The 23894-nt window shown below is 49.4% G+C and carries 22 protein-coding genes; 17 read left to right on the forward strand and 5 right to left on the reverse strand.

The genetic code is table 11. From position 1 onward, the window contains the following. Positions 1-72: 72 nt before the first annotated feature. From ICL55_RS23730 to ICL55_RS23750, 5 genes are all read left to right on the forward strand, one after another. Complete coding sequence (locus ICL55_RS23730) at positions 73-1095, forward strand: sensor histidine kinase (protein WP_188102124.1); 1023 nt, start codon at positions 73-75, stop codon at positions 1093-1095. Continuing rightward, positions 1092-1799, forward strand: coding sequence for a LytR/AlgR family response regulator transcription factor (locus ICL55_RS23735; protein ID WP_188102127.1), 708 nt, complete (start codon positions 1092-1094; stop codon positions 1797-1799). Before ICL55_RS23730 ends, ICL55_RS23735 begins: the two co-directional genes overlap by 4 nt. A 107-nt stretch (positions 1800-1906) precedes the next feature. Continuing rightward, positions 1907-3952 (forward strand): TonB-dependent receptor plug domain-containing protein, encoded by a 2046-nt coding sequence (locus ICL55_RS23740; protein ID WP_188102129.1) that lies wholly within the window; start codon positions 1907-1909, stop codon positions 3950-3952. Between the two features lie 18 nt (positions 3953-3970). Further along, entirely contained in the window at positions 3971-4609 is a 639-nt protein-coding gene (locus tag ICL55_RS23745; protein ID WP_188102131.1) for a hypothetical protein, read from the forward strand. A 27-nt stretch (positions 4610-4636) separates the two neighbouring features. Continuing rightward, positions 4637-4882, forward strand: a complete 246-nt coding sequence (locus ICL55_RS23750; RefSeq protein ID WP_188102133.1) for a hypothetical protein — start codon at positions 4637-4639, stop codon at positions 4880-4882. Positions 4883-4939: 57 nt separating this feature from the next. Here the strand turns inward: ICL55_RS23750 and ICL55_RS23755 are convergent, their stop codons facing one another. After that, entirely contained in the window at positions 4940-5815 is an 876-nt protein-coding gene (locus tag ICL55_RS23755) for a YXWGXW repeat-containing protein (protein WP_188102135.1), read from the reverse strand. Positions 5816-6143: 328 nt separating this feature from the next. Here ICL55_RS23755 and ICL55_RS35115 point away from each other — a divergent pair, with 328 nt between their 5' ends. Then, positions 6144-6542: a hypothetical protein gene (locus ICL55_RS35115; RefSeq protein WP_223151575.1), complete on the forward strand. Its 399-nt coding sequence runs from the start codon at positions 6144-6146 to the stop codon at positions 6540-6542. A gap of 71 nt (positions 6543-6613) precedes the next feature. Here ICL55_RS35115 and ICL55_RS23760 read toward each other — a convergent pair whose 3' ends face one another. Next, entirely contained in the window at positions 6614-7213 is a 600-nt protein-coding gene (locus ICL55_RS23760) for a macro domain-containing protein (RefSeq protein ID WP_188102137.1), read from the reverse strand. A gap of 9 nt (positions 7214-7222) precedes the next feature. Continuing rightward, positions 7223-8320: a calcium:cation antiporter gene (locus tag ICL55_RS23765; RefSeq protein WP_188102139.1), complete on the reverse strand. Its 1098-nt coding sequence runs from the start codon at positions 8318-8320 to the stop codon at positions 7223-7225. Between the two features lie 94 nt (positions 8321-8414). Between ICL55_RS23765 and ICL55_RS23770 the strand changes: the two genes are divergently transcribed. Both ICL55_RS23770 and ICL55_RS23775 read left to right on the forward strand, forming a co-directional pair. Then, positions 8415-9188, forward strand: a complete 774-nt coding sequence (locus tag ICL55_RS23770; RefSeq protein ID WP_188102141.1) for a helix-turn-helix domain-containing protein — start codon at positions 8415-8417, stop codon at positions 9186-9188. Positions 9189-9253: 65 nt separating this feature from the next. After that, the gene (locus ICL55_RS23775) at positions 9254-9802 is read left to right on the forward strand and encodes a dihydrofolate reductase family protein (RefSeq protein WP_188102143.1); all 549 of its coding nucleotides are present in this window, start codon (positions 9254-9256) and stop codon (positions 9800-9802) included. On the opposite strand, the gene ICL55_RS23780 is transcribed toward ICL55_RS23775, so the two are convergent. After that, the gene (locus ICL55_RS23780) at positions 9790-10380 is read right to left on the reverse strand and encodes a dihydrofolate reductase family protein (RefSeq protein WP_188102145.1); all 591 of its coding nucleotides are present in this window, start codon (positions 10378-10380) and stop codon (positions 9790-9792) included. The two genes, ICL55_RS23775 and ICL55_RS23780, sit on opposite strands and share 13 nt — an antisense overlap. A gap of 258 nt (positions 10381-10638) precedes the next feature. Here ICL55_RS23780 and ICL55_RS23785 point away from each other — a divergent pair, with 258 nt between their 5' ends. Together ICL55_RS23785 and ICL55_RS23790 are read left to right on the forward strand one after the other, a co-directional pair. Continuing rightward, the gene (locus tag ICL55_RS23785) at positions 10639-10809 is read left to right on the forward strand and encodes a hypothetical protein (protein WP_188102147.1); all 171 of its coding nucleotides are present in this window, start codon (positions 10639-10641) and stop codon (positions 10807-10809) included. Positions 10810-10937: 128 nt separating this feature from the next. Next, positions 10938-11648, forward strand: coding sequence for a hypothetical protein (locus tag ICL55_RS23790; protein WP_188102149.1), 711 nt, complete (start codon positions 10938-10940; stop codon positions 11646-11648). A gap of 33 nt (positions 11649-11681) precedes the next feature. On the opposite strand, the gene ICL55_RS23795 is transcribed toward ICL55_RS23790, so the two are convergent. Then, positions 11682-12398: a hypothetical protein gene (locus tag ICL55_RS23795; RefSeq protein WP_188102151.1), complete on the reverse strand. Its 717-nt coding sequence runs from the start codon at positions 12396-12398 to the stop codon at positions 11682-11684. Positions 12399-12514: 116 nt separating this feature from the next. Here ICL55_RS23795 and ICL55_RS23800 point away from each other — a divergent pair, with 116 nt between their 5' ends. The 7 genes from ICL55_RS23800 (at position 12515) to ICL55_RS23830 (ending at position 23880) form a co-directional block, all read left to right on the forward strand. Then, positions 12515-14281, forward strand: coding sequence for a WG repeat-containing protein (locus tag ICL55_RS23800; protein WP_188102154.1), 1767 nt, complete (start codon positions 12515-12517; stop codon positions 14279-14281). A gap of 67 nt (positions 14282-14348) precedes the next feature. Beyond that, entirely contained in the window at positions 14349-14945 is a 597-nt protein-coding gene (locus ICL55_RS23805) for an RNA polymerase sigma-70 factor (RefSeq protein WP_188102156.1), read from the forward strand. Positions 14946-15053: 108 nt separating this feature from the next. Beyond that, on the forward strand, positions 15054-16091 hold the full coding sequence (locus ICL55_RS23810; protein WP_188102158.1) for a FecR family protein: 1038 nt from the start codon (positions 15054-15056) through the stop codon (positions 16089-16091). Positions 16092-16417: 326 nt separating this feature from the next. Further along, positions 16418-19852 (forward strand): TonB-dependent receptor, encoded by a 3435-nt coding sequence (locus ICL55_RS23815; protein ID WP_188102161.1) that lies wholly within the window; start codon positions 16418-16420, stop codon positions 19850-19852. 32 nt (positions 19853-19884) lie between these two features. After that, the gene (locus tag ICL55_RS23820; protein WP_188102163.1) at positions 19885-21594 is read left to right on the forward strand and encodes a DUF4397 domain-containing protein; all 1710 of its coding nucleotides are present in this window, start codon (positions 19885-19887) and stop codon (positions 21592-21594) included. Between the two features lie 18 nt (positions 21595-21612). Next, the gene (locus ICL55_RS23825; protein WP_188102165.1) at positions 21613-22794 is read left to right on the forward strand and encodes a hypothetical protein; all 1182 of its coding nucleotides are present in this window, start codon (positions 21613-21615) and stop codon (positions 22792-22794) included. A gap of 24 nt (positions 22795-22818) precedes the next feature. Beyond that, positions 22819-23880, forward strand: coding sequence for a fasciclin domain-containing protein (locus tag ICL55_RS23830; RefSeq protein WP_188102167.1), 1062 nt, complete (start codon positions 22819-22821; stop codon positions 23878-23880). The last annotated feature ends 14 nt before the right edge of the window (positions 23881-23894 follow it).

Consider the following 23894-nt stretch of genomic DNA (forward strand, 5'->3'; position numbering starts at 1 on the left):
TTGCCGTGTTGTCGCTTCTTTGGGGATAAACTGCCCCGGAGCAGCGTGCTTTGCAGTATATTTATATTGTACATGAAAGCCATCCTGACCGCAAAATATATCAACATCACACTGCATGCACTGATCTGGGGCATGCTGTTATTGTTGCCGTATGTCGTATCATCTCCCGAAAATCAGTACAGTATTGGTCCTATTCCCGGCATTTTTTTTACCATTGCCGGTGTGATCCATATGGGTATTTTTTATGGTAATGCTTTTTACCTGTACCCGCGGCTGCTCAATCGCCGCTACTGGTGGCTGTATATCCCGGCAGCATTGCTGCTGTTGTTTATTTCTTTTCAGCTGAAGTATCATATCATGGCTGCCTGGTTTCCCGGGTTGTTGCACAATAAAGCGGCCTACCGCTTTGTTTTCGGGCCTTCTGTGGCGGTACTGGTGATCAGTATTTTATACCGTAAAATACTGGACCGCATATACGAAGAACGCCGGCAGAAAGAAAAACAAGCCGAGCAGCTGTCTACCGAACTGAAATTTCTCCGCTCACAGATCAGCCCGCATTTTTTGTTTAACGTGCTCACCAACATGGTATCGCTGGCACGGAAGAAGTCGGACCAGCTGGAACCGTCGTTGATCATGCTGTCGGAACTGATGCGGTATATGCTGTATAATACCGGCGGCGCAAAAGTATCGCTGCAAAAGGAAGCGGCTTATCTCGACAGCTACATTGCGCTGCAGCGGCTGCGTTTCGGTACTGACGTGGACATTCGCAGTGAGCTGCCTGCGCCTGCCGTTCTGGAAAATTATATGATAGAACCTATGTTGCTGATACCCTTTGTGGAGAATGCTTTTAAGCATGGTACAGGCGTAGAGCAGCCTGTTATCCGTATCCGGCTGTCTGTTCAGGAAGATGTACTTACCTTTGAAGTGGAAAATCATTTCGATCCGGTACAGGACACCAGCAAAGACGACAGTTCAGGCATAGGGCTGGCAAACGTGAAATCCAGGCTGGAGCTGTTATACCATCGGCATTATACGCTTGTGGTCAATACTGAGGGCAACCGGTTCTTTGTTCACCTAACGTTGACGCTTATATGATACGTTGCATAGCAGTAGACGACGAACATCTGGTGCGGGAGCTACTGGAAGACAGCATCCGTCAGGTGCCATTTTTGCAGCTGGTAGCCACCTGCAAAAATGCGATGGAAGCCATGGAAGTAATGCAGCGGGAGCAGATAGACCTGATGTTCCTCGATATACAGATGCCACGCCTCAGTGGCCTGCAGCTGTTACAATCGCTGCAACGCCCGCCGCTGGTAATTCTTGTAACGGCCTATGAAAAATACGCACTGGAAGGCTATGATCTTCAGGTGGTGGATTACCTGCTGAAACCCTTTAGCTTTGAACGTTTCCTGAAGGCCTGCCAACGGGCCAGCGACTTGTTCCGGCTTCAACAACCACCAGCCCCCGCCCGCGCCATCACCGATTTTTTTGTGAACGTGGAATACGCACAGGTGAAAATTGTGGTAGCTGATATTGAATACATCGAAGGATTAAAAGATTATATCAAAATACACCTCTCTTCCTCTCCCCGGCCTGTTCTTACACGCATGACCATGAAAGCCATCGCAGAGAAACTACCTGCCGATGATTTTGTTCGTACCCACAAATCCTATCTGGTGGCGGTGAAGAAGATCACCTCCGTGAAACGTGATCTGGTATGTATCGGTGAAAAAGAAATACCTGTCAGCGATTTCTTCAAAGAGAATGTTACCCGTTTAGTACAAGGCCCTCCACACTGATGTAAACGGACTTCCGCATTTTGTCGTCACAATTGCCTGTGTTGTCTACACCTCAAAATTCCGGTCGTGCTACCTGCTAGTTTTGTGGGTAAATAATACTTCCGGTGATGACCAGATACCTGATATGGATTTTTTTAGCGGCCCTGCCGGGCATTGTTTACGCACAGCAGGTGCCGAAAGACAGTGCTGCAAAAGCGGCGTCCGATACTATTCCCCGGGGCACCCCTAAAAACCTGAAGCAGGTCACCGTCAGCGCCGGCGCTTTTGAAGCCAGCGATAAAGCCAAAGGCGCCTCCCTCACACCGATGGACGCCGTTACCGTTGCGGGCAACAACGGCGACCTGTCGCAGGCGCTGCGTGCATTGCCGGGCGTGCAACAGATCGGGGAAACAGAAGGACTGTTTGTAAGAGGCGGTACCAGCGATGAAACCAAACAATTCATTGACGGTACTTTATTCAAATATCCCAACTATCCTTCTGTGCCGGGTATTTCACAGGGAGCCCGCATCAATCCCTTCCTGTTTAAAGGAATTCTTTTCAGCTCCGGCGGTTACTCCGCGCTGTATGGACAAGCCATGAGCAGCGCGCTGATACTGGAAAGCGTGGACCTTCCGGAGAAATCTTCTGCCAGTGTTTATGTGTTTCCTTCCAATCAGGGCGCCGGTATGCAGCGGCTGGGAAAAGACAACCGCAGCAGTTTCGGAGTGGGGCTCAACTACTCCAATCAGACGTTGTACAATGCCCTGGTGCCACATGTGCCCGATTATTTTCAGGGTCCTTCGTACCTGGAAGGCAATGCCAATTTCCGTATTAAAACAGGCCGTAGCGGTATGTTCAAGGTATACGCCGTATGGAGTAAAAGCTCCGTAGGACTGTACAATCAGGACGTAGACAGTGCCGCGCTGCGTTCCGGTTACCTGGTCAAAGGAAGTAACGTTTATACGAATATGAGTTACCGCACCGCGCTGGGGCAAGACTGGAAAATGGAAACAGGGCTGGCTTACAGCAATAATAAAGACAAACGTGTTGTCAGTCTTGTAGATGCTGCAGAGAAACCTGCTACCCTGCCGGAGGTACCGCTTACCTTAAAGCATAACCGTAGTGATATCCATGCTGATTTTGCGCAGGCCAGGGTGGTGTTTACCCGCTTCCTGTCCGGAGACCAGGCGGTCCGTTTTGGCGCCGAACATTTTTATGCCAAAGATGCCGGTGTGTACCGGGACAGCGCCGTGGCGCAAACTGATCAGCTGTCGGCCCTTTTTGCGGAGAGTGATATTTATCTGACAGGCAGCCTGGCCGCCAAAGTAGGGCTGCGGCTGGAGCATACTTCCCTGCTGGAGCAGTGGTCACTGGCGCCACGGGTCAGTCTTGCCTGGCGGCTGAACGACGAGAGCCAGCTCAACTTCGCCTATGGCCTCTTTTATCAGGAGCCACAAAATGAATTTCTGTATCGCAACCGCGACTTGTCGCTGTCCCGTGCGGCCCACTATGTGGTGAACTATACCAGGAGAGCGCACAACCGTTTCTTCCGGGTAGAAGCCTATTACAAGCAGTATAATGATCTGATACGGCTGTTGCCGCCGGATGCAAAGAGCATATCTACCGGTAACGGCTATGCGAAAGGAGTGGAGTTGTTTTATCGGGATAAAAAGACGTTTAAGAACCTGGACTACTGGATCACCTATACGTACCTGGATACCAAAAGAGATTACCTGAACTATCCGACGGAGCTGCGGCCGCCTTTCGCGGCGCCGCATACCATGACGATCGCCGTGAAGAAATTTTTCCCGGATTGGTCTACCGGTATCAACGTGTCTTACGCGCTGGCTGCGGGAAGGCCTTACTACAACATCCGGTACAGCGATGGCTGGCAGTTGGCCGACGAAGGAACGACCAGGCCCTATAACGTTGTGAACCTGCATATCTCCCATCTGATGACGTTGTTCCCGCGCTGGAAACACAAGGACTTTTCCGGCTTTGCCGTGGGAGTAAATAATGTGCTGGGGACTAAGCAGGTGTTTGGGTACAACTACAGCTATGATGGCCAGCATAAGATGGCCGTGTCATTGCCGGCCAATAGGACTTTTTTCATCGGCTTCTTTATGAGCCTTGGTATCGATCGCACAGATGATTTTATCAATAACAATTTATAAACAACAAACTCGCTCATTATGAAAAAAACAATCCTCTCTTTATGGCTGTTGCTGTCCTGCTCCGTTTTTGCGATGGCACAGTCGCTGGAAGACGCCGTGCACAAGCTCGACGGAGCCGCTTCGGTCAAAGATTATGAAGCGTTGGAAAAAACGTTTGTGACGCTGACAGGCCAGCAGCCTAATAACTGGCTACCCTGGTATTATGCCGCTTACTGCAATGCGAAAATTGGGTTCCTCTATCAGGAAGATGGGGATAAAATTGAACCCTATAGTGTGAAGGGCGAAGAACAGATCGGCCGGGCGCAATCGCTGCTGGACAGCACCAAACAAAAGCAGGAGTTGTCGGAAGTACTGACGGTAGCGAGTATGGTGAACCGCACCAAAGTGTTCATCAATCCGATGACTTATGGCCGTAAATACGGTATGATATCAGAAAAGTACCTGCAACAGGCGCTTCAGCTGGTGCCGGACAATCCGCGGGCTTTATATGTACGGGCATGGGTGAAATATCATACACCTAAAATGTGGGGTGGCGATAAACCATTGGCAAAAGAATTAGCAGAGAAGAGTCTGGGGCTGTTGGCGAAAGATAAAGCAGGAGCAGTTCCTCATTGGGGCAAGGCTGAAGACGAGGCATTGCTGGGCAAGTTCAGGTGATTATTCAACCTTTTAAAAAATCATGTTATGTTTTTTCCTTTTCTTATCCTTTTCAGGATACTGTTTGCGGCGAGTATGGTATTTATTATCGGTTACATCTTTGGTGGTTTTTCCAAAAGACCTGCGTTGGCGCGTGTCTCCAAAGTGGCTGCCATACTTGTTATTGTACTCTTTATCGGTGTAAATATCCTGTTGATGTGGGCCGCCTTCCACCGTGACGGGCACGGAGGATGGCGAGGTTGTGAACAGGTCAAAACAGAAAAGCAGGGCTGACCAACTGGTCAGCCCCTTTTTTGGTGTTATGATTTTATGCTTGCCAGGAATGTAATGCTAGTGACGTCCATGGCCTCCACCACCTCCGAAGTGGCCGCCGCCTCCTCCGAAATGTCCGCCGCCGCCAAAGTGGCCTCCACCACCGCCGTGGAAATTGCCTCCTCTGGAGATAGACGGCTGACGCGTGAAGTTGCCTTGTGAGCGGGCGCCTCTGTCCATGGCCATCGGCCGGTTCATGCCTGCCTGATGATTACCGTTCCAGGCGCTGCGGGAGGCATTCATGGTATTATTTCTGGTGAAATTATCCCGGTTGTTGTTCACCGTGGTATTATTACGGTTGAAGTTATTCCGGTTATTATTGATCACCGTATTGTTATTGTTTCGGGTGATGTTTTCGCGATTGTTATTTACCACATTATTGTTGTTCACCACATTGCGGGTATAACTGGTACGGTTGATATTGTTGTTGACGACGCTTCTGTTGATATAGGTGTTGTGCACTACCGTGGTATTCACACGGGTGATGGCTGTATTGTAATGGAAGGCATTACCTCTCCACATACCGCCGGAGAATCCTGTACCAAAGTAGCCACAACCATAGTTAATACCGCCATAGTAACCGATGTGCGGGCCCCAGTAGCCGGCATGCCAGCGGTAAACACCGCCAATAAAACCCCAATAGCCCGGCGTCCAGAGTGCGCCCACATAAGGCGCCCTTACCCATATGCCCGGCACCCAATAGTAGTGGGTGTTATAAGCCCAATAGCCGGGAACCCACATGTAGCCGTCGCCGGGGCAGGGAGGCTGTGTATAGACCGGTATCGCAGGTGGCGCGATGCCTACAGATACGCCGATGCTTACCTGTGCAGATACCTGCGGTGAGGCTGCAGCAACAGCCAGCAGGGTATATATTATCACGACAAACTTTTTCATGACCTCATGGTTACGTTCACTTCTTTGACGTTCGGGAGGGGGCCAGGTTTAACGCTGGCAGAGGTCGTTGGGAAAGCAGCCACGTCTGCTACCTTATCCCGGTTGAAGTTCTCCGTCAAAAAGCCGCTATCATGAATGGCCAGCCAGAAATGGCCGGCCTTACTCGTACGAAAATTTATTGCTCGTTGTAAGCAAGGGGATGTGGTGTATCCCCAGAATATGAAGGTAACACCTGCTTTGGCCAGGCATTTATTGAATCGGAAAAAAAAATTACGCAATCAGGAAAATCTTAATTCATTATATTTAAAGCAGTTAATCTACCTGTTACATGGAAGCCCATCCTTTAAGAAGCATGGTTTTAAGTGCGGCATTTGCGGCAATGATCAGTAGTGGCGTAATTTCACTGTTATGGTTCGAGACGATTGTATTGTCTGAGGCTGTCCGCAACAGTAATTTGGGTCATGTATTGATCGGTTTTTGCGTTATCTGTATGGCACTGTCTACTGTCACTATCTTTTTAAACAACTTAGCTGTTGTCAGGAACAATGTTATCCTGTCTTTGTTGTCCTTTTTTCTGCTGCCGCTCCTGGTAGCTGTCAGCTTTTGTATAACTGTTTTTGACGGAACTGAACTAGTCTTGTTTTTTTTGATGATCGCGTCTTTTAACCTGCCATTGGCATTTTATTTTGTACGCTACCGCAGGCTGCTGACCATCCTGGACGCCTGACATCCAGCGTATAGGCTGCACAGTTATATATTTTGGAAATCCGCGCCGGTCGGCACTTCCGGTGCATGGCATCAGTGTGTCCAGATCATTCCCTGCGGGTTGATGTTCCAGTGATATTTCTGGGCTTCTGCGAAGTTCAGGAAGTCTTGTTTTTTTCCGAGTACAATTTCTTCGAAAGCGGTGAACATTTGGCGGGCGCAGATAATGGGCTGCATTCGGCCTACCCCCGTGCATAAACCGGGAATGGCCACTGACTGAATCTCCGGATGCCGGTTGGCATGCAGTAAGATCGCTTTCATGGCGAGGTAGGCATTGATCGACGTATCAATGTTAAAGTTGGTGGGGATACGCATGGTAGGCGCCGAAATCAGCCATGGAATGTCGGGGTCGCCGGTTTCCAGTGTGAGCGCAGTGCCGATCAGCAGTTCTCCTTCGGGCAGCTGTTTGATTTGTTGTTGGAGCCGCTTTTCGAGGTCCCAGCCGAGTCTTTCCGAGATGGCATAGTCCAGCGAACCATCCATAAAACCAAAAGAGTTAGCGGGACTTACAAGGGCGTCTACTTTCAGCCGGGTGATGTCTCCTTCGGTAATGTTCACCTCCGGGATATCGGCGAAAAATTCCTGCCAGGCCGTAATGAGCTTGGGATTAGTGTCGGCAAGTATATATTTCATGGTATAAAATTACGGTACAACGGTCGTAAACAGATAAGTGGCCAGGATCACCAGCAGCACAATGCCCTGTAGGATATTGGTGCGGCCGGCATTAAAGGAAATACTGATTGTAAACAGGGATAATATCAGCAACAACGACGATTTGGTGTCTATGCCCAGGGTGACACTGAAGCCGGCAAAGACGGTCACGATAGCCACTGCCGGGATGGTAAGCCCGATACTGGCCAGCGCAGAACCCAGCGCCAGGTTCAGACTTGTCTGCAGCCGGTTGCGTCGTGCCGCCCGTATGGCGGCCAGCCCTTCCGGTAACAGGATCACTGCCGCAATGATAATACCCACCAGGCTTTTAGGCGCTCCCATGCTGATCACCATCGACTCGATCGTGGGCGATAGTTTTTTGGACAGCATGACTACCAATACCAGCGCTATTAGCAGGAACAACATGCTGATGGTGGTGGTCAGGTTGTTGGGCGGTGCGGAATGTGTTTCCCCCTCATCTTCCGGCAGGAAATAATCCCGATGGCGGCCTGTTTGTACGGATACAAAGCCACCATACAGGACGAGGGAAATAATTGCCACAAACAGCAGCTGACTATTGGAATACACCGGTCCGGGGGTAGTGGTGGTATAATTGGGCAGTACCAATGTTAGTATAGAGATGGCCGTTAGGGTGGTAAGAGCCGCGTTGGTGCCTTGTTTGATAAACACTTGTTCTTTGTAGCGATAGCCGCCAAGGAGCAGACAGAGGCCGATAATGCCGGTCAGCAGGATCATGATGGCGGCAAATACGGTGTCTCTGGCCAGCGTGGAGCCTTCGGCCCCTTCACTCAGCATCAGGGAAACGATCAGCGATACTTCAATGACGGTAATAGCCAACGCCAGAATGAGCGTGCCATAAGGCTCTCCCACGCGGTGGGCCACTACTTCGGCATGGTGCACGGCAGACAATACGATACTGATCAGCGACACCGCCATCAGCACGGAGAAAAACGGATTGTCCATGCCGCCGGCCAGCATCAGGATGACAAGTCCGATCAATGGGCTGACGAGGCTCCAGATGGGTAAGGCGATATTCCAGCGTTTGTATAGAATGTGTTTGTATGGCATATACGTAATTACAAAAAAATATTTAATTAGTTCATAAAAAATGCCATTCCACAGCTGACAGATAAAGTTTAACTTACAGCACACATGCTGAAAAATGAGAACGCAACTGATCACACCGCTTCCTGCGTTGGCCCATTATGTAAGCCACATCATGGTGCTGGAAAGTGAGCACCTGCCTTTCGGCACCACCCTGCCGCTGATCGCCAAGGGGTGCCCCAGCGTTGTTTTTCAGCTGACAGCCAGTCATCTTCCTGTAGACCATCTTGTACTATACGGACAGAACATACGGCCCATCTTATTGCCCGTATCCGGGCCCACCATGCTGATCGCGTATTTTCTGTATCCGCATACGCTGAAAGCCTTGTTTGGCTGGAGCGCAAAGGAACTAACAGATCTGAGTGTGGATATCAGCCTGTCTGAACCTGCTCGTGGCATGCGTTTAAAGGAACAGCTGCTGAATGCGCCATCGCCGGCACAGCGACTGACATTAATGAACGACTATTTCTTACAGTTGGTATCCCCTCGTAAACCGGACCTCAGTCAGCCTGTCCTTTTTGCTACGCAGATGATACAGCAGCATAGCGGAGCACTGCCTATGCTGAAAGTGCAGCAGGAGCTATATGTGACGGAGCGTACTTTGCAACGTATGTTCGAGATGCATGTGGGCGTGTCGCCTAAAACATATGGCCGCATTTGTCAGTTTGATGCCGCGTTGCGGCAATTGAGCGCCAACGGCTTTACAGACATGGCCGGTGTAGCCTTCCAGCACGGCTATGCAGATCAGAGCCATCTGATACGGGCGTTCCGGGATTTTACCGGCCTGACGCCGCTGGAATACCTGAAAGCGGCCACAGACTTCCCCTCCTGAAGATTGTCGGGTTTGTTCTATACCACGGACTACCGCCGTCGTTACTTTGTATAAAAAAACAACGTATGAGAAAGTTAATCGTTTCTACCTGGCTGACACTGGATGGTATCTTTGATGCGGAAAGCATGGGACAGTGGTTTAACCCTTACGACAGCCAGGCAAGGCAAGACATTATCCGCGAAGGTATTCTCTCGGCAGACGCCATTGTTTTCGGGCGTAAAACCTACGAAATGCTGGCCCCTTACTGGTCTTCCTTAAAAAATAATGAAATGGGCGTTGCCGCCAAACTGAACAGCGTAGAGAAATATGTGGTGTCTACTACCCTGAAAGAAGCCACCTGGGAGCACTCCACGATCATCCGGGATAATATTGAACAGGAAATAGCCCGGCTGAAGCAGCAACCGGGCAAAGAAATACAGATAGAAGGCAGCGCGGCGCTGGTCCAATCACTGACAAAGGCCGGGCTGATCGATGAATACCAGTTCCTCGTGCATCCGGTGATGATGGGCGGCGGCAAACGTTTCTTCGGAGAGGGTGTGCAGGCAGGCTTACAGCTCACCAACAGCCGCCAGCTGGATAAGGGGGTGATGTGGCTCTGTTATCAGCCGGCGTAACGGTACTGTAATACCACCATGCCGGAGCCATAAGCAGTGGCCTTGACTAATGACAGTCCCAGGATACCCTGCACCTTGTCGAATATGGGCATTCCCCTCCCGATAGCAGCGGGATTGATGATGAGGTGATACTCGTCGATCAGCCCCGCTGCTATCAGCGCGGATACGAAAGATACGCCGCCAAATACGATCAGGTTTTTGCCGGGTTGTTTTTTCAGCGCTTTCACTTCTTCTATAAGATCGCCTTTGGCCAGTACAGTGTTGGGCCAGTTGGACTGTGTCAACGTATGCGTAAACACCACTTTCCGTGCATCCCTGATATGCCCGGCAAATACGGATTGCGGATTAGCGGTATTAGTTGCCATCTTTTCCCAGTGGCCGATGAAACCTTCTTCGGCCATTTTTCTGCTTAACAGTATTTCGTCTGCTGATGCTATCAGCTCAGTATGATAAGCCTGCAGGGCCGGGTCCCAGGTCCAGTCGTCTCCGTAACTCCATACCATCCAGCTGCCGCTCCCATTGGCCGCCGCTGCAAAGCCGTCGATAGACAGCTGCATCTCCAGTATCAGTTTTCTCATGAAAGTTTTATTTTTCAACAAACCTACCCTCATTTTTTTAATGGGAGCAGGGGTGATTGAGACAAATTAGTGGTGAAAAGAGACAACGTGCGAATGATAATTGTTTTATCGTTAGCTTTATAGTAAATAATGTCACATGATACCCCGGGACAACAAGCCGTTGCTATGCCGTATGCTTTTATGAGAATCATGTCTTCGTAAATAATAATTATGATTGTTTAATAAAAAAAACGCTATCCAACTCAAAATCGATTGCTTATGGAAAAATTACAACGGGAAATCCGGTTGTTAAAAGTGTATTCACTTGTGCTCACCACCGTATTAATCGCCTTCTTTTTGATGGCTTTCCGCCATGATTTCGGTAAACAACGTTTTCAGGAGATCGATGTGGAAAGGAAGGTGGCTGGGGCACTGAAAGGCTCTTTGTAGGAAGGACTTTCGATGAAGAAGTCGGTTTGTCCGCGATACCAAAGGTAGCGTCAGGATTAAAAAACCAGACTAAAATAGAAACCTTTGATGAAAAAGGAAATTTGATCACTCAATAATCTAAACGCTACATGGAAAAATTACAACGGGAAGTTCGTTTTTTAAAAGCCTATGCTCTTATTCTCACCACTGTACTGATAGCCTTCTTCTTCATGGCTTTCCGCACTGATTTTGGTAAACAACGTTTTCAGGAAATAGATGTGGAAAGAATCAACGTAGTAGAAAAAGACGGTACCCTGAAAATGGTGATCGCTAATAGTGAAAGGCAACACCCGGGACTGATAGAAGGTAAAGAAATACCCGCAAGGGAGCGGTCGGCCGGGCTTATCTTCTTCAACAGCGCGGGCGACGAATGCGGTGGACTGGTATATGATGCCACCAAAAAAGATGGCGCCGGCATGGTGTATTCTGTGGACCAATACCGCAACGACCAGATCATGCAGCTGCAATATGCGCAGGAGCTGGACGGCAGCAATGCCCGCTCCTACGGCCTGAAAATCTGGGACCGCCCGGATGACTTTACCGGTGCGCGTTTTATGAAAATAATAGATTCTCTGAAGGCCCTGAAGAATGAAAAAATATATGAAGAAGTAACGAACCGACTGGCGTCAGAAGGGAAGTTAGGCACCGAAAGACTCTTCGTAGGCCGCACCTGGAAAGATGAAGTGGGCTTGTTCATCCGTGATCAAAAAGGAAAAGTAAGGATCAAAATTTATGTGGATAAACAAAACCAGACGAAGATAGAGACCTTCGACGAGGAGGGAAAACCGATCAGTAAATAATCATAGAAGAGCCGCTCTTATAAAGCGGCTCTTTTATTTGTATATTTTTTCGACGCTTAAAAAGCATCCGGAACAGATGGCCAGCGTGGAATTACGCTTTTTGATATGGCTGATCAGCCGCTTAACTGGCGCAGGTATCGCGTAATTCTTTTCTTTAAGCATATAAAAGCCAGCTACACCGAAGGCCTGCGTTTCACAATTAAAGCTCCGGAGCATGTCTGTCAATGCTGCTGTATTTTTTTCTTCCACAAGCCGTTTCGTGTATTTGCCTCCCTCGGTCTTTTGCATTCCTTCCCCGCAATAAAACGCATAGAATTCCTGCGTCGATAGCTCCGCAAAAAGCTCGTCTGCCGATTTGGATGATTGATAAAATTTATTCCGCTGATGCAGATAATCGTTTAATCGTGAAGTGTCATAGTTCCTGAAACATATAGCACTATCCGGGCCTGTGATGCAGGAAAGTACAATGGTGTCATTTTTTGTTAACACGTCTATGCAGTAGCCCATTCTGAAAAATCCCGGCTGTAGCCTTATGTGTCGATGTGAAAAATCTACATCCCTATTTAGAAAAACTCTGCCTGATATCAACTTGTTTAGTGTATCCAGTCTGTATTGTAACTGTTTGCAGGAAGTTTCTGTATGAAGGATATGTTTAACAGGTTCAATGGCCGACTGGATTTCCTGCTTTTCCTGTGAGAAAAGTGAGAAGCTGGCAAAGAGATAACATATGGTGATAAGGACCTTCTTCATAAAGACTTTCGTATAGTCTATGAAGGTAGTTAATATTGCTAAATTATAGCCCTTTCTCACTCTGTCTGGATTTTTGTATACTTGCGGACAGAACATTGTTGATTATGACCCGCAGTATGTACTTATGTAACCTGGACCATGTCCCGGCAACGATACAGGAAAAATATCTCCCATTGTCAGCTACGGAAATTGTTTATGCTTATACCCCGATGATGCGTTGGGAGAATGAATTCCCACTGTTGTTCCATCCGCTGTTTGCTGATGATATCGCTGTTGCCCCACCGGCCGATTATGGTACCGGGGGCGGTCTGTATGCCCTGGCGGAAAATGGAATTACCGCACTGCGTGTATTGTATGATTTTATTCAGACACACCAGTCCACGCTGCTGGATGACCCTACAGCTTTCCAGGTAGCCAGGGAGAAGCTTTTCCGGTACCTCGACGAAAGAATGAAACAAAGATTCTTCCGCCTGGCTCCCTGGGGAGAAGCAGTGGACGACGCACTGCCTGTAGATGGACATCTGTCCGAGGCGGTAGTATTGAAAGGCAGCATCGAAGCGAACAATGCCATCATCGTTCGGGCAATAGCAGCCAATGATCCGTCGCTGTTGAATGAATGCCCATTTTTAGGCGAACGGACTTTCCGGCAATATCTGAATGAACGGGTATATGATTATGGCTGGGCATTGATCAGATCATCCGTCAACCCTTTTATACTGGACGTTTTTAGTGAAAACGGACTAAAAGGAATGAAGGATACGCTGGGCGAGGTAATAGTGCCGGCGGAGTATGATACGATCGGTGAGTTTTTTATGACGGAAGCGCTGGCCGTCGTTTCGAAGCAGGGTAAATGGGGATATATGAATCGTCGCGGTGTGGAGGTGGTGCCTTGTGTCTACGATCGCGCTGATGATTTTGAATATGCTTATGGTACGGTTACCCTGGATGGTAAGTTTGGTGTGGTAGATCAAAACGGACAAACAATTATTCCAACGGTGTATGATGATGGTCACCTGCTGGACCATGATTTGTTTGCAGTGAAACAAGGAGATGAATGGGCTATCCTGGATGCTTCCGGCGAAGTGCTGTTACCGTTTCAACCTGCCGGCGATATCATCGCTATCCGCGACACGGAAGGACGCAGTTATTTTCAGGTGGAAAAGGAGCATGGGGAAAAACTGTTTTTTACGCATCGGATGAAACCGTTGCCGGTGGAGGTGACTGATAAGGTAACGGTTGCGGAGGAATATTATATCGTTACCCGCGGAGAGACCACCGCCTTGCTGGACGCCGGGGGCGAAACGTTACTGCCTTTTGCGCAACAAAGGTTCCACTGGATGCATGAACTCTCCGCTTTTGCCGTAACTGTTGCGAGAAAGACGGGCCTTTATGCTCCGAAGCATGGCTGGTTAACAGACACGGTTTACAGCAATATAGCATCGTTGTATACCCCGGAACACAGTGAGCGGTATGCAGTAGTCTACCATGGCATGAAAGCAGGGTTGCTCGCCGTGAAAGAGCAACCCCACTGGGTCCTTCCGGTGGCATATTCCCGTTGCTGTTATCTGAAAAAAGGTTTCATCGGCTATAGTACTGCTGAGACCAGTTGGGGCATAGTGCGTGCAGACGGAACAATTGTTACAGATACTATTTTTGAATACCTGGATGGGAAAATGGGGAATATTCCCGACGGAGTGGCCATTGGTCTGAAAGATGGTGAGATGGTGACGATCGCGGAAGACGGAACTACCACGCCTATGTCGCCGCAGGCGGTAGTGGCAGCACTGGAAGGTGTCACCAATATCGCATTGCTCAAAGTGCTCCGGGCCGCGAAGAAGGCCATTGCACCACACCAGGAACAACAAAACCCAAACAAAAGTTAATGTTTAGATAATATCGCTGCTATTTTTTTGCCCTTATGTTTGCGACTGGAAAAATTGGAAGGAACATATGAGCGAAGCTCTACACGACTTATCAGATTATTCACTGTTGGAACAATGCAGGCTTGATAATGTGAAGGCGTTTGAAGTGTTGTTCGACCGGTATTCCAGAAGGTTGTATAACTATGCCCTGAATTATCTCCAGGACAAAGGTATTGCGGAAGAAACAATGATGGACCTGATGCTGTGGGTTTGGGAGAAAAGACAACAGCTGGACCCGGACGTGCAACTGGCGCCGTATTTATTCCGTGCCATTAAAAACGCCGTTATCAAAGCCATGACGAAAAAGTCACTGGCTATACTGCCTTTAGAGCAGGCCTATGACGATGAAACCCTGTTGACCCCGGCGGCAGACAATCTTATGAACTGTCATGAATTAACACAGGTGTATCTCGATAAATTGGATGAGCTGAGCCCACAGCGGCAGCGGGTATTTAAGATGAGCCGACATGAACACCGCTCCCATGCTGAAATTGCCAAAGAACTGAACCTCTCTCTGTTTACCGTAAAAAATCATATTAAAGCTTCCCTGAGCCATTTCCGGTATCACCTGAAAGACTATACGGATGTTACCATGGTAGTCATATTTTATTGGTGGATGCCCTGACATCACCCACCAATGTTATGTAATTGTTACCTGTACTACCTCCATTAGCCCCTCCTCTTTTTTTTCTGCCCTATATAAGTGAACGGACCATCGTTCACCACAATCAACATGGTAAATACGATCACGAAAGCATTAATGAACAGATACCTGGATAATCGCTGTACGCCGGAAGAAAAGGTACGGGTGGCGGCTTTTATCCAGCAGCCGGAAGGACAGCAGTTACTGGACGACGTGTTAACGGAACGGTTGACAGCAGACATGTTGCTGATGGAACAGATCAGAGTGGACGACCAGCAGGCAGCCGAGTGGAAAACAACCCTACGCCAACGTATAGCCGCCATGCAGGCAGAGCAGGAGCCTGTGATGCCACGACCGGTGAAGCGGCTCTCTTTCCTGCGCCGCGCTGCCATATGGACCATCCTGGTGTCAGCACTGGGAACAATTGGGGTGCATCAATACCGTAAGCACAGTAAAACCACCGCCACGGCGCTGGCCAATCTGGAAAAGCGCAATCCTAAAGGGCAGCGTGCCGTGATCACGCTGGCAGACGGATCGGTGATACATCTGGGCGCAGACAGCAGGCTGGAATATCCGGAAGCGTTTAGTGGTCCTACCAGGGAGATTACGCTCACCGGCGAGGCTTTCTTTGAGATCAGTGAAGATCCGGCGCATCCATTTATTGTGCATACCGGCACTGTGCAAACACGGGTATTGGGGACCTCTTTTAAGATCAATGCTTTTAAAGGAACGCCGCTGACAGTAGCGGTAGCTACCGGGAAGGTGCAGGTGGAGCATGCTAATAACGGACATGAATATACGTCGGCGGTAGCGGTGCTGACGCCTGGTCAACAGGTAACCTGGGACCCGATTGCCCAACACCCCGCCATCGCGGAAATGCCGGTAGCAGATATCGCCGGCTGGAAGAACGCCCGGCTGGCATTTAACAACAGCACTTTAAGAGAAGTGGCAGACGTATTGGAGCGCTGGTATAATGTGAGCATCAGCTTTAAACAATCCACTACCGCACAAAAGCGGATCACTGTTACACTGTCAGCCAACAGGCCATTGGAGGAGACGCTCCGTGTATTGAGCGCCGGCAGCAGATTTACCTACAAAATAAATAACCGGCAGGTCACTATTCATTAACGCGCAAAACAAACATATGCACTAACAGTACACTACTAAAAAAACGTTCCCGGTATCTGACAAATACACGGGAACGCCTTAAAATGATTTCATCATGCCTGATAAGTTTTGGACGACGAACAGGCACATGAAAGAAGATACCAGATTTCCCGGAAAACCGGGATTAACCAGTAACATTCAAAAGTATGGAAAAAGGATTAAAAAGAAATCCTTTAAGATTTAGCATGCAACCCACCTTCGCCTGCCAACGGGCCTGCCCGGAGCATACACAGCCCGGTGCGCTGTTGGGAAAAAGGGAAGGATTAAGGCCCATAATTTATTTCCTGATGAGATGTTCATTTATTGTGCTGGTATTGCAACTCACCGCAGCGGGGTTGCTTTTGGCCGCAAATGTAAATAGCCAGGATCTGACCCGGAAAATAAACCTGCAATTGAATAAGGTAGCCCTGAAGGAGGCTTTGCTCGCGATCGAAAAGCAGAGCGAAGTTAAATTTATGTTACCGGAAGAATTGCTGGAGAAAACCCATAAAAAGGTGACCATCAGCGGCGCCGATATCCGTATTCAGGACGCCTTACACGGCATGCTGGAAAATACCGGCCTGGAATATAAGCTGGTAGAAGGTTACGTGGTGATCGCTCAACAGCCGGTGCCCGTAAAGATCAGCGGGAAAGTGATCGACAGCAAAACCAAAGAAGCCATCCCTGGTGTTTCCGTACGCGTGAAAGGCACTGCCACCGGAGCTTCCACCGATATGAACGGGGTATTTCATCTCACCGTTACGCAAAGCAGCGTGACACTGGTCGTTAGCTATATCGGCTACGAATCAAGGGAAGTGAAAGCCAGCGCGGCAGGCACCATGATCATCGCGCTGACCGTTTCCAGTAAACAACTCAGCGAAGTGACCGTCAACGCACGCCGCAAACTCAATACAGACATCGCGGTGCTACAGGACCGGAAAAACGCGGCCATCGTACAGGACGCAATATCTGCCGCACAGATAGAACGTACCGGCAGTATCACCACCACACAGGCGTTGCAGAAAGTATCCGGCGTAACCATCACCGATGATAAGTATGTCGCGATCCGCGGTCTTGGTGACCGCAGCGTCATCGGACAGCTGAACGGCGTACGCCTGGCCTCTTCCGATCCGGACAGAAGCGCTATCCCGCTGGACCTCGTGCCGGCTTCCCTCCTCGATAATATTACCATCTTCAAAACAGTTACACCCGACAAGCCCGCTGATGCGGCCGCCGGTATCGTGGAACTGAAAACGAAATCCGTTCCGGACAGCGCCATCTTCACGGTCATCGCACAAACCGGTTTTAATTCCAACATCGGTCCCAATGGAAAAGTGAACAGTTTCTACAACAGCGACATGGGATTCTTCGGTACCAAAGTGAATAAAAAAGACCTGACTTCCGAGTTCCTGAACCTGTCTAAACAATATCCCGGCGGATTATCACAGATACAAAAACTGATCGCTAACAGCCCTAACAGTCCGGCTTTGCAGCAGGAAGCTACCCGCATCAATAATCTGATGCACAGCTTCGATCCGGTGCTTACCACTCATTACCGCAAGGCGCCGCTGAACCAGCTTTTTTCTGCTACCTATGGCAATAGCTTCAAACTATTTGGAAAACATACTTTGGGTGTTATCGCCGGTGCCAACTACTACAGCCGTACTTCCGATATCTATGGCGGAGATCTTACCCAGTATAGTGTTTACCAGGGCGTGATCACTGGTAACAAAGATGTCTACAGTCCGCGGAACATACCCAACTACATTACCCCGAACAACCTGTTCATGGGTAAATATCAAACCTATAAAGAGAACACAGGAACACAAACAATCAACTATGGAGCATTGACGGGGTTGACGTACAAGTTCAACCCCCGTCATGAAATCAGTATGCAGTACCTGGGTAGCTGGGGCAGTGAGGCACAGGCCGTCAACATGTATGGTCAGTACCAGTATTCCGGTTTGCCGGGTGATGTAAGCAGCCATATCTATTCACTGAAGCAGACATTCCGCACGCTGCATACTTTCAACCTGCAGGGAGAGCATAAGTTCACAAAAGGCGAATACAGCCCGCGCCTGAGCTATAATGTGGCTACTTCCAACTCCTCACAGAATGATCCGGACTATCGTTTTGTTACGCTGACGGATTATACGCCACGCAAGGGAGGATACTATTATAAACCCGATGTCAGCACGTTTCCCAATTCAGGTAGTCTGGTGTACACTGATCACCTGTATGCACTCAACTCCGGTTATGTGAACGGATATGGCACCTACGGTATCATACAGGCAGAGCCCAACGGCCGCCGCTGGCGCAGACTGAAGGAAACGAACTACAACTATAAAGCCGACGTAGCGCTGCCTTTCCCATTGTTTGGCAGGAAGCAGGAATTTAAAACCGGTGTCAACTATCTGAATCGTGACCGTAGTTTCCGGGAAAATATGTTTTTCCTGCCCGGCTCTAATTTCTCCACCTTCGGCGCCTATCCGCTGTATGCGGTGGAAGGTAACCTGAACCGTCTCGTAGGCCCGGAAATGATCGGGATCAAGATTCCTGGAGGCAATACCGGTGAAGGCGCTCATCCAATAGGCGGCTTCCTGTATAATAGCCAGAAATCTCCCAATAACTATACTGGTTTCTTTGAGACCAATGCCTTCTATGGTATGATGGACCTGCGTTTGCCGGGGGATCTGCGTCTTACCGGCGGTGTGCGTTTTGAGAAAACCAACATCCAGTCCGCCGTAGACACTTCCGATGTATATCTTGATCCGGCGCTGACAGCCGTAGATGGCGAAGGTACTAAAGTACCGGTGGTGCTGATCAATCCTAACACGCGTTATCAGACAGGCTATAAACCCTTTTATTCTGTCAACCTCACCTATACGCCGCTGGAAAGCATGAATTTCCGCGTAGGCTACAACACTACGCTGGCAAGGCCGGAGCTGCGTGAAATCACCAACGTGTTTGAGTTCGACGCCTTTCAGATGGGCCTCGTGGTAGGTAACCCTAACCTGGTGAACCAGCATACCGAAAACCTCGATTTCAGATGGGAATGGTTCCCTCATCCCGGAGAGGTGCTGTCCGTATCGTTGTTCGGTAAAAGAATACAGAACCAGCTGGTGAAAGTATTCAGCCTGAAAACAGAGGGACTTGCTGCCAAATATCCGGAATATCCCACCATTCAGTTCCAGAACGATCCTAACGAAGGTAAAGTATGGGGCGTAGAGCTGGAGGTGGTAAAAGACCTGGGGCGGTTGTACGCGCCGCTGAAGAATTTCAACGTCGGTTCCAACCTGTTGCTGGCACAGAGCCTCATTAAGAAATCAACGGAAAGATATAAGGCCAACAAATCCCTCGACCGTCATACGCCGGAGTACAGCCCGCTGTTTGAACAGGCGCCTTATTCCGTGAATGCCTGGCTGAACTATAAGAACGGCAAGTCCGGTACTGACCTGACCGCCACTTTCAACATGGTGGGTGAGCGCCTGGTGCAGATCAACCTGACCGGTGAGCCTGATCTCTATACCCGTCCTGTACCGGTGCTGGATTTCATCTTCACCCAGCGTGTTACCAAACGTTTGCTGTTTAAAGGATATGCGAAGAACATCCTGAACCCGGCGATAGAGACCGTATATGCAGCGCCGGGCACCGGCGGCCTGTGGTACGGTAATAAATACACGAACCGCAGCTTTAAGCGTGGCAGTGAAATCATGCTGGGCTTTACTTATAATCTGTTCTAACGGTAACGGTTATCCGGAATAAAAAAAAGAAAATGAAACATATTTCCATTATAGCAGGTGTGTTGCTGGCAGGAGCCGGTTTGATGGCGTCCTGCAACAAAGATAAAATGGACCATCAGTATGACAACAGGATCGTTCAGGATGCCCGGGCCGGTTCCGGCGTCCGGATCGTGAACCTGGGGCCTTACAGCCAGGTAATCGCCAATAATGATACGCTGACCAATTTCGTATTGCTGCCGTACAATTCAGGCAAGTACGAGTATCCGACTACTAAATTTTTCCCGGACAAAGGCCGCCTCGGTACCACCTGGACGGTGCCTCGTGAGTTTTTTCAAAATAACGGCACCGCGCATCTGAGAATAGAATCAAAAGAACTGGTGGACAATGATCAGCCGGTGGAAGTGAACGCCAAGGACGATTACAACCCTGCTGATTATTATATTATCCGTGGCCCTTTTCTGCTGACCGGCGATATACCGCAGGTCAACAAGATACCACGTTCCGTGGAAGCGCCTTCCCGCCCGGACCATTTCAAGATCCGGATCGTGAACCTGGCCTCGGGCATCAAGCGGCCTGAAAGTGTCCAGGAGCTGATCAACGGGCCATTATCACTGGCATTTGCTGATGGCACGATAGTGAACGCTGCCACTTCGAATATAGCTCCCGGCAGCTGGTCTGAATATGTGGAAGTGCCTTATGGAACCTATCAGTTCAAAGTGCTGACAGCCGCCGGTACACAGGTCACTGCGATCGGTGGCCCCAGAGAAGAAAATGCAGCGATGGTGGACCGTGCCACTTCCACGATTACCACCGGTACGCTCCGTCCTGTATCTACCAGGCTGACTTTTGCGCCGATACGGACTTATCAGCCGGGTGGTATATATACGATTGTTATCTCACCACAGCAGTTGCTTTATGATGTTCCGGGTGGTACAGATGAATCCAGTTTTACGCAGAATGCCTTTCAGATCATCGCCGATATTGCTGATCCGGCGAATGTTACCTATGGGCGTGTACAGGTAGTAAATGCCTTGTCCGGCGCGGCGGCTATCGGCCTGAAAGTAAATGGCGGACAGGTGAGCAGCAACATTGCATATGGTAACGCCAGCGAATATACGAATGTGGTGTCCGCGATGACGACCCTCGAAGCAACGGATGCTTCCGGTAAAATACTGGCTACTGTTAATAAGATGATGAGGCCGGGAGGTAATTACACCGCCTGGGTATACGCAGATGCCAAAGGCTCGCCACAGATAGCCGTAGTGGCCAATAACCTCAGCGCAGGCGTGTATCTTCCCGGTGGTGATGGCCAGGATGGCTCTTTCTCCCGTCTTCAGTACAAATTCCCTTTTCACTTCCGCTTCTATAATTTCTGCCCGGACATCCCTAACGTGAATTTCACCTCCCCTAACGGACAGGAGTTCGGCAGGTATGGCGTTACCCGCGGGCTACAGCCAGGCGTTATTCCCGAGGATGGTACTAATACCGTGGCATTCATGGCAGACAACCCTTACCAGATCATGGCCTTCCAGTCAAACCCCGGGGTGTTTCCCGGTACATGGCTCACACAGGTGCCGGTAGTGAAAAGCACTGAGCTGATAGCACGAAAAGAATTGTATGTCCGTGGTGGTATACCTGACCAGGAGCCTGGATTCTATACCATTGCGCTGATAGGAAGAAATGCTACCGCTGCGCCCGAGGCGTCTAAAGCGAAGATGATCATTGTTAAACATAACCGGTAGCCCTAAACTGTTAAACGTATGAAGCAAAAATTTTCAATAATCATAGCAGGTCTGGTGTCGGCTTTATGTAGCTGCGCCAAGATAGAACATAAGAAGATCGATGATCCGGCCTACCTGCGTGTGTTCAATAACCTGAACTACACCGTAGCGCTGGAAAATAAAGACGAAGAACAGCCGTTTCTGACAATGCTCATCGATCCGGTGACAGATGCTTCCGGTATGCCCACCAGTGCAGCTATTATTGGTGATTTCCTGGACCAGCGCAATTCCTATGCACCGCCATACCCTTCTCACGTGGGCACCAGTATCTCTTTCCGTAATCCGGAGTATCCCGGTAAAGAAGATGTGCTGGTAGGACCCGTACTCAATGGTTTTGACCTCTCCAGCTGGGCGCAGATACCTTCCGGGCAGCACCGGGTAATGTTCATGTACCGCCCCGTGAGCGGTATCCCGTTCTTTAGCCTGGAAGACCGGCTGAAAAAGAAAGTGTTACTGGATACAGTTCTACAGCTGGACAGCCGCGAAGTATATACGCTGCACATCCTGCAGAAAAATTTCAGGACCAGGGAAAACGGGATGCTGTTACGCCGTGAAATTTTTCACAAACTGTCACTGTCTGACTCCCTGGTATATGTCAATTTCTATAACATGAGCGCAGAAGGGTATGAAGAAGCCGACAAATCAAAGAAGAAAAGAAATGCAGATGCCGGCATGCTTCAATATGGGATAAAGGATGAAGCGAATATCTGGATGAGTCTCTATACAGCTGACGCATTAACCAAGCCGGTGCCAGGATATAATTTCAGGTTCCTGACCACACTGCGCCGCAATAATACGTCCAATGCGGTGAGCAGCTATTTCAGCTTCCCCTTGTTTGCCGACAATGCCGCTGATGGCATCCGTACCACGGCCTGGCAGCGATTCAGCCTGATGGGGCCAGGCCTGGACCCGCTCAGCAACCCTTACAACGACAATGACGGTGAAGTGGTGAATGGCAATTATGCAGTGATCTCCTGCTATGGAAATGGTTCCCGTGCAAACTTTGAGCGCTACATCTGCAGCCGGCCCAATATGATCGTCAATATTCACTCCGGTACCAACAACCCGCAGTCGTTTGCCACCGTGAATACCATCGAAATTGTGAACGGTACCGCTTATTTAACTACCGTACAACGCAAATATCCGACGCCGATCTACTAAGCGGTGACTCTAAAATCATCAATTATGAAGCATTACATTATCATATTCTTAGCGGCATTCGGGATCATGTTTACTTCCTGTAAACATGATAAACTGGATTTTGAACAGGAGATGAAAAACTATCGCCCTGCTGCGGACTTCATCCGGAACAACTATGACCTGAGCCTTTTCTACGCAGCCATCGAAAGGGCTGGTATGACGGCTGAACTGAATGGCCCCGGACCGTTTACCATACTGGCGCCCAACAACAAAGCATTTAATGAGATGGGCATCCTGAGCGCAGCCGATCTGGCCAAAATGCCGGTGGAAAAAGTGAAGGAGCTGATACAGCTGCATGTGTTGCCCGGTACGGTACGGGAATCTAACCTGGCGTCAAATTCAGTGGACGTACGCTTTAAAACCATCGGTCCACGGGAGCTACTGGTAACAATGTCTACCAACCCTTTCGGCTCAGCGGCCAACCGTAATGCCATCTACTTCCATGGTTGTCTGGTGGATGTGAAGGACGTGGTGGTCACCAATGGCGTATTGCAGGTGCTCCAGCAGGTAATAAAAGATCAGCCGGGGACCGTGCAGGACCTGCTTTCGCAACATGAAGAATTCAGTCTGTTCGTTGGCGCCCTGAAACGTTTCGGCTTCTGGGACCAGCTGAAAAGCGGCGGCCCCTGGACTATCCTGGCGCCCAGCAATGCCGTGCTCAAAGCCAACGGCCTTGATGAACAGGCGATCGCTGCATTAAACCCGGATAAGTACATCATAGCCCGGCTGTTTGGAAGCTACATCATACATCAGCAGCACTATTTCTTCTCTGATATCCGTGCCTTTAAAACTATGACTGGTGGCTCAGACCCACTGAGGCTTAAAATTAAGGACGATACCTATCTGCTGGAGATCAGCAGCGGGGATGTTACAGAAAATGGAGTTCCCAAAATCCGGTATAGCTGTTCCGTCCGGCAAGACAGGGACCATCAACCGCTGAATGCTATACCGGTTGAACGGAAAGGCATCGTGGATTATAATACTGACAACGGTGTGGTGCATCAACTGGATGGCTTGCTGCTGAAACCCGAACAGGCCGGAAAATAAGGTCAACAGTTAAC

The sequence above is a fragment of the Chitinophaga varians genome, assembly GCF_014529945.1.
GTDB classification, from domain to species: domain Bacteria; phylum Bacteroidota; class Bacteroidia; order Chitinophagales; family Chitinophagaceae; genus Chitinophaga; species Chitinophaga varians.

What these genes read in the sequence shown, in the direction of transcription:
- ICL55_RS23755 (WP_188102135.1), bottom strand. Translation starts at nt 5,815, where the DNA reads ATGAAAAAGTTTGTCGTGATAATATATACCCTGCTGGCTGTTGCTGCA.
- ICL55_RS23775 (WP_188102143.1), top strand. Translation starts at nt 9,254, where the DNA reads ATGAGAAAGTTAATCGTTTCTACCTGGCTGACACTGGATGGTATCTTT.
- ICL55_RS23765 (WP_188102139.1), bottom strand. Translation starts at nt 8,320, where the DNA reads ATGCCATACAAACACATTCTATACAAACGCTGGAATATCGCCTTACCC.
- ICL55_RS35115 (WP_223151575.1), top strand. Translation starts at nt 6,144, where the DNA reads ATGGAAGCCCATCCTTTAAGAAGCATGGTTTTAAGTGCGGCATTTGCG.
- ICL55_RS23820 (WP_188102163.1), top strand. Translation starts at nt 19,885, where the DNA reads ATGAAACATATTTCCATTATAGCAGGTGTGTTGCTGGCAGGAGCCGGT.
- ICL55_RS23730 (WP_188102124.1), top strand. Translation starts at nt 73, where the DNA reads ATGAAAGCCATCCTGACCGCAAAATATATCAACATCACACTGCATGCA.
- ICL55_RS23740 (WP_188102129.1), top strand. Translation starts at nt 1,907, where the DNA reads ATGACCAGATACCTGATATGGATTTTTTTAGCGGCCCTGCCGGGCATT.
- ICL55_RS23830 (WP_188102167.1), top strand. Translation starts at nt 22,819, where the DNA reads ATGAAGCATTACATTATCATATTCTTAGCGGCATTCGGGATCATGTTT.
- ICL55_RS23825 (WP_188102165.1), top strand. Translation starts at nt 21,613, where the DNA reads ATGAAGCAAAAATTTTCAATAATCATAGCAGGTCTGGTGTCGGCTTTA.
- ICL55_RS23785 (WP_188102147.1), top strand. Translation starts at nt 10,639, where the DNA reads ATGGAAAAATTACAACGGGAAATCCGGTTGTTAAAAGTGTATTCACTT.
- ICL55_RS23770 (WP_188102141.1), top strand. Translation starts at nt 8,415, where the DNA reads ATGAGAACGCAACTGATCACACCGCTTCCTGCGTTGGCCCATTATGTA.
- ICL55_RS23800 (WP_188102154.1), top strand. Translation starts at nt 12,515, where the DNA reads ATGTACTTATGTAACCTGGACCATGTCCCGGCAACGATACAGGAAAAA.
- ICL55_RS23760 (WP_188102137.1), bottom strand. Translation starts at nt 7,213, where the DNA reads ATGAAATATATACTTGCCGACACTAATCCCAAGCTCATTACGGCCTGG.
- ICL55_RS23810 (WP_188102158.1), top strand. Translation starts at nt 15,054, where the DNA reads ATGGTAAATACGATCACGAAAGCATTAATGAACAGATACCTGGATAAT.
- ICL55_RS23815 (WP_188102161.1), top strand. Translation starts at nt 16,418, where the DNA reads ATGAGATGTTCATTTATTGTGCTGGTATTGCAACTCACCGCAGCGGGG.
- ICL55_RS23790 (WP_188102149.1), top strand. Translation starts at nt 10,938, where the DNA reads ATGGAAAAATTACAACGGGAAGTTCGTTTTTTAAAAGCCTATGCTCTT.
- ICL55_RS23735 (WP_188102127.1), top strand. Translation starts at nt 1,092, where the DNA reads ATGATACGTTGCATAGCAGTAGACGACGAACATCTGGTGCGGGAGCTA.
- ICL55_RS23780 (WP_188102145.1), bottom strand. Translation starts at nt 10,380, where the DNA reads ATGAGAAAACTGATACTGGAGATGCAGCTGTCTATCGACGGCTTTGCA.
- ICL55_RS23805 (WP_188102156.1), top strand. Translation starts at nt 14,349, where the DNA reads ATGAGCGAAGCTCTACACGACTTATCAGATTATTCACTGTTGGAACAA.
- ICL55_RS23795 (WP_188102151.1), bottom strand. Translation starts at nt 12,398, where the DNA reads ATGAAGAAGGTCCTTATCACCATATGTTATCTCTTTGCCAGCTTCTCA.
- ICL55_RS23750 (WP_188102133.1), top strand. Translation starts at nt 4,637, where the DNA reads ATGTTTTTTCCTTTTCTTATCCTTTTCAGGATACTGTTTGCGGCGAGT.
- ICL55_RS23745 (WP_188102131.1), top strand. Translation starts at nt 3,971, where the DNA reads ATGAAAAAAACAATCCTCTCTTTATGGCTGTTGCTGTCCTGCTCCGTT.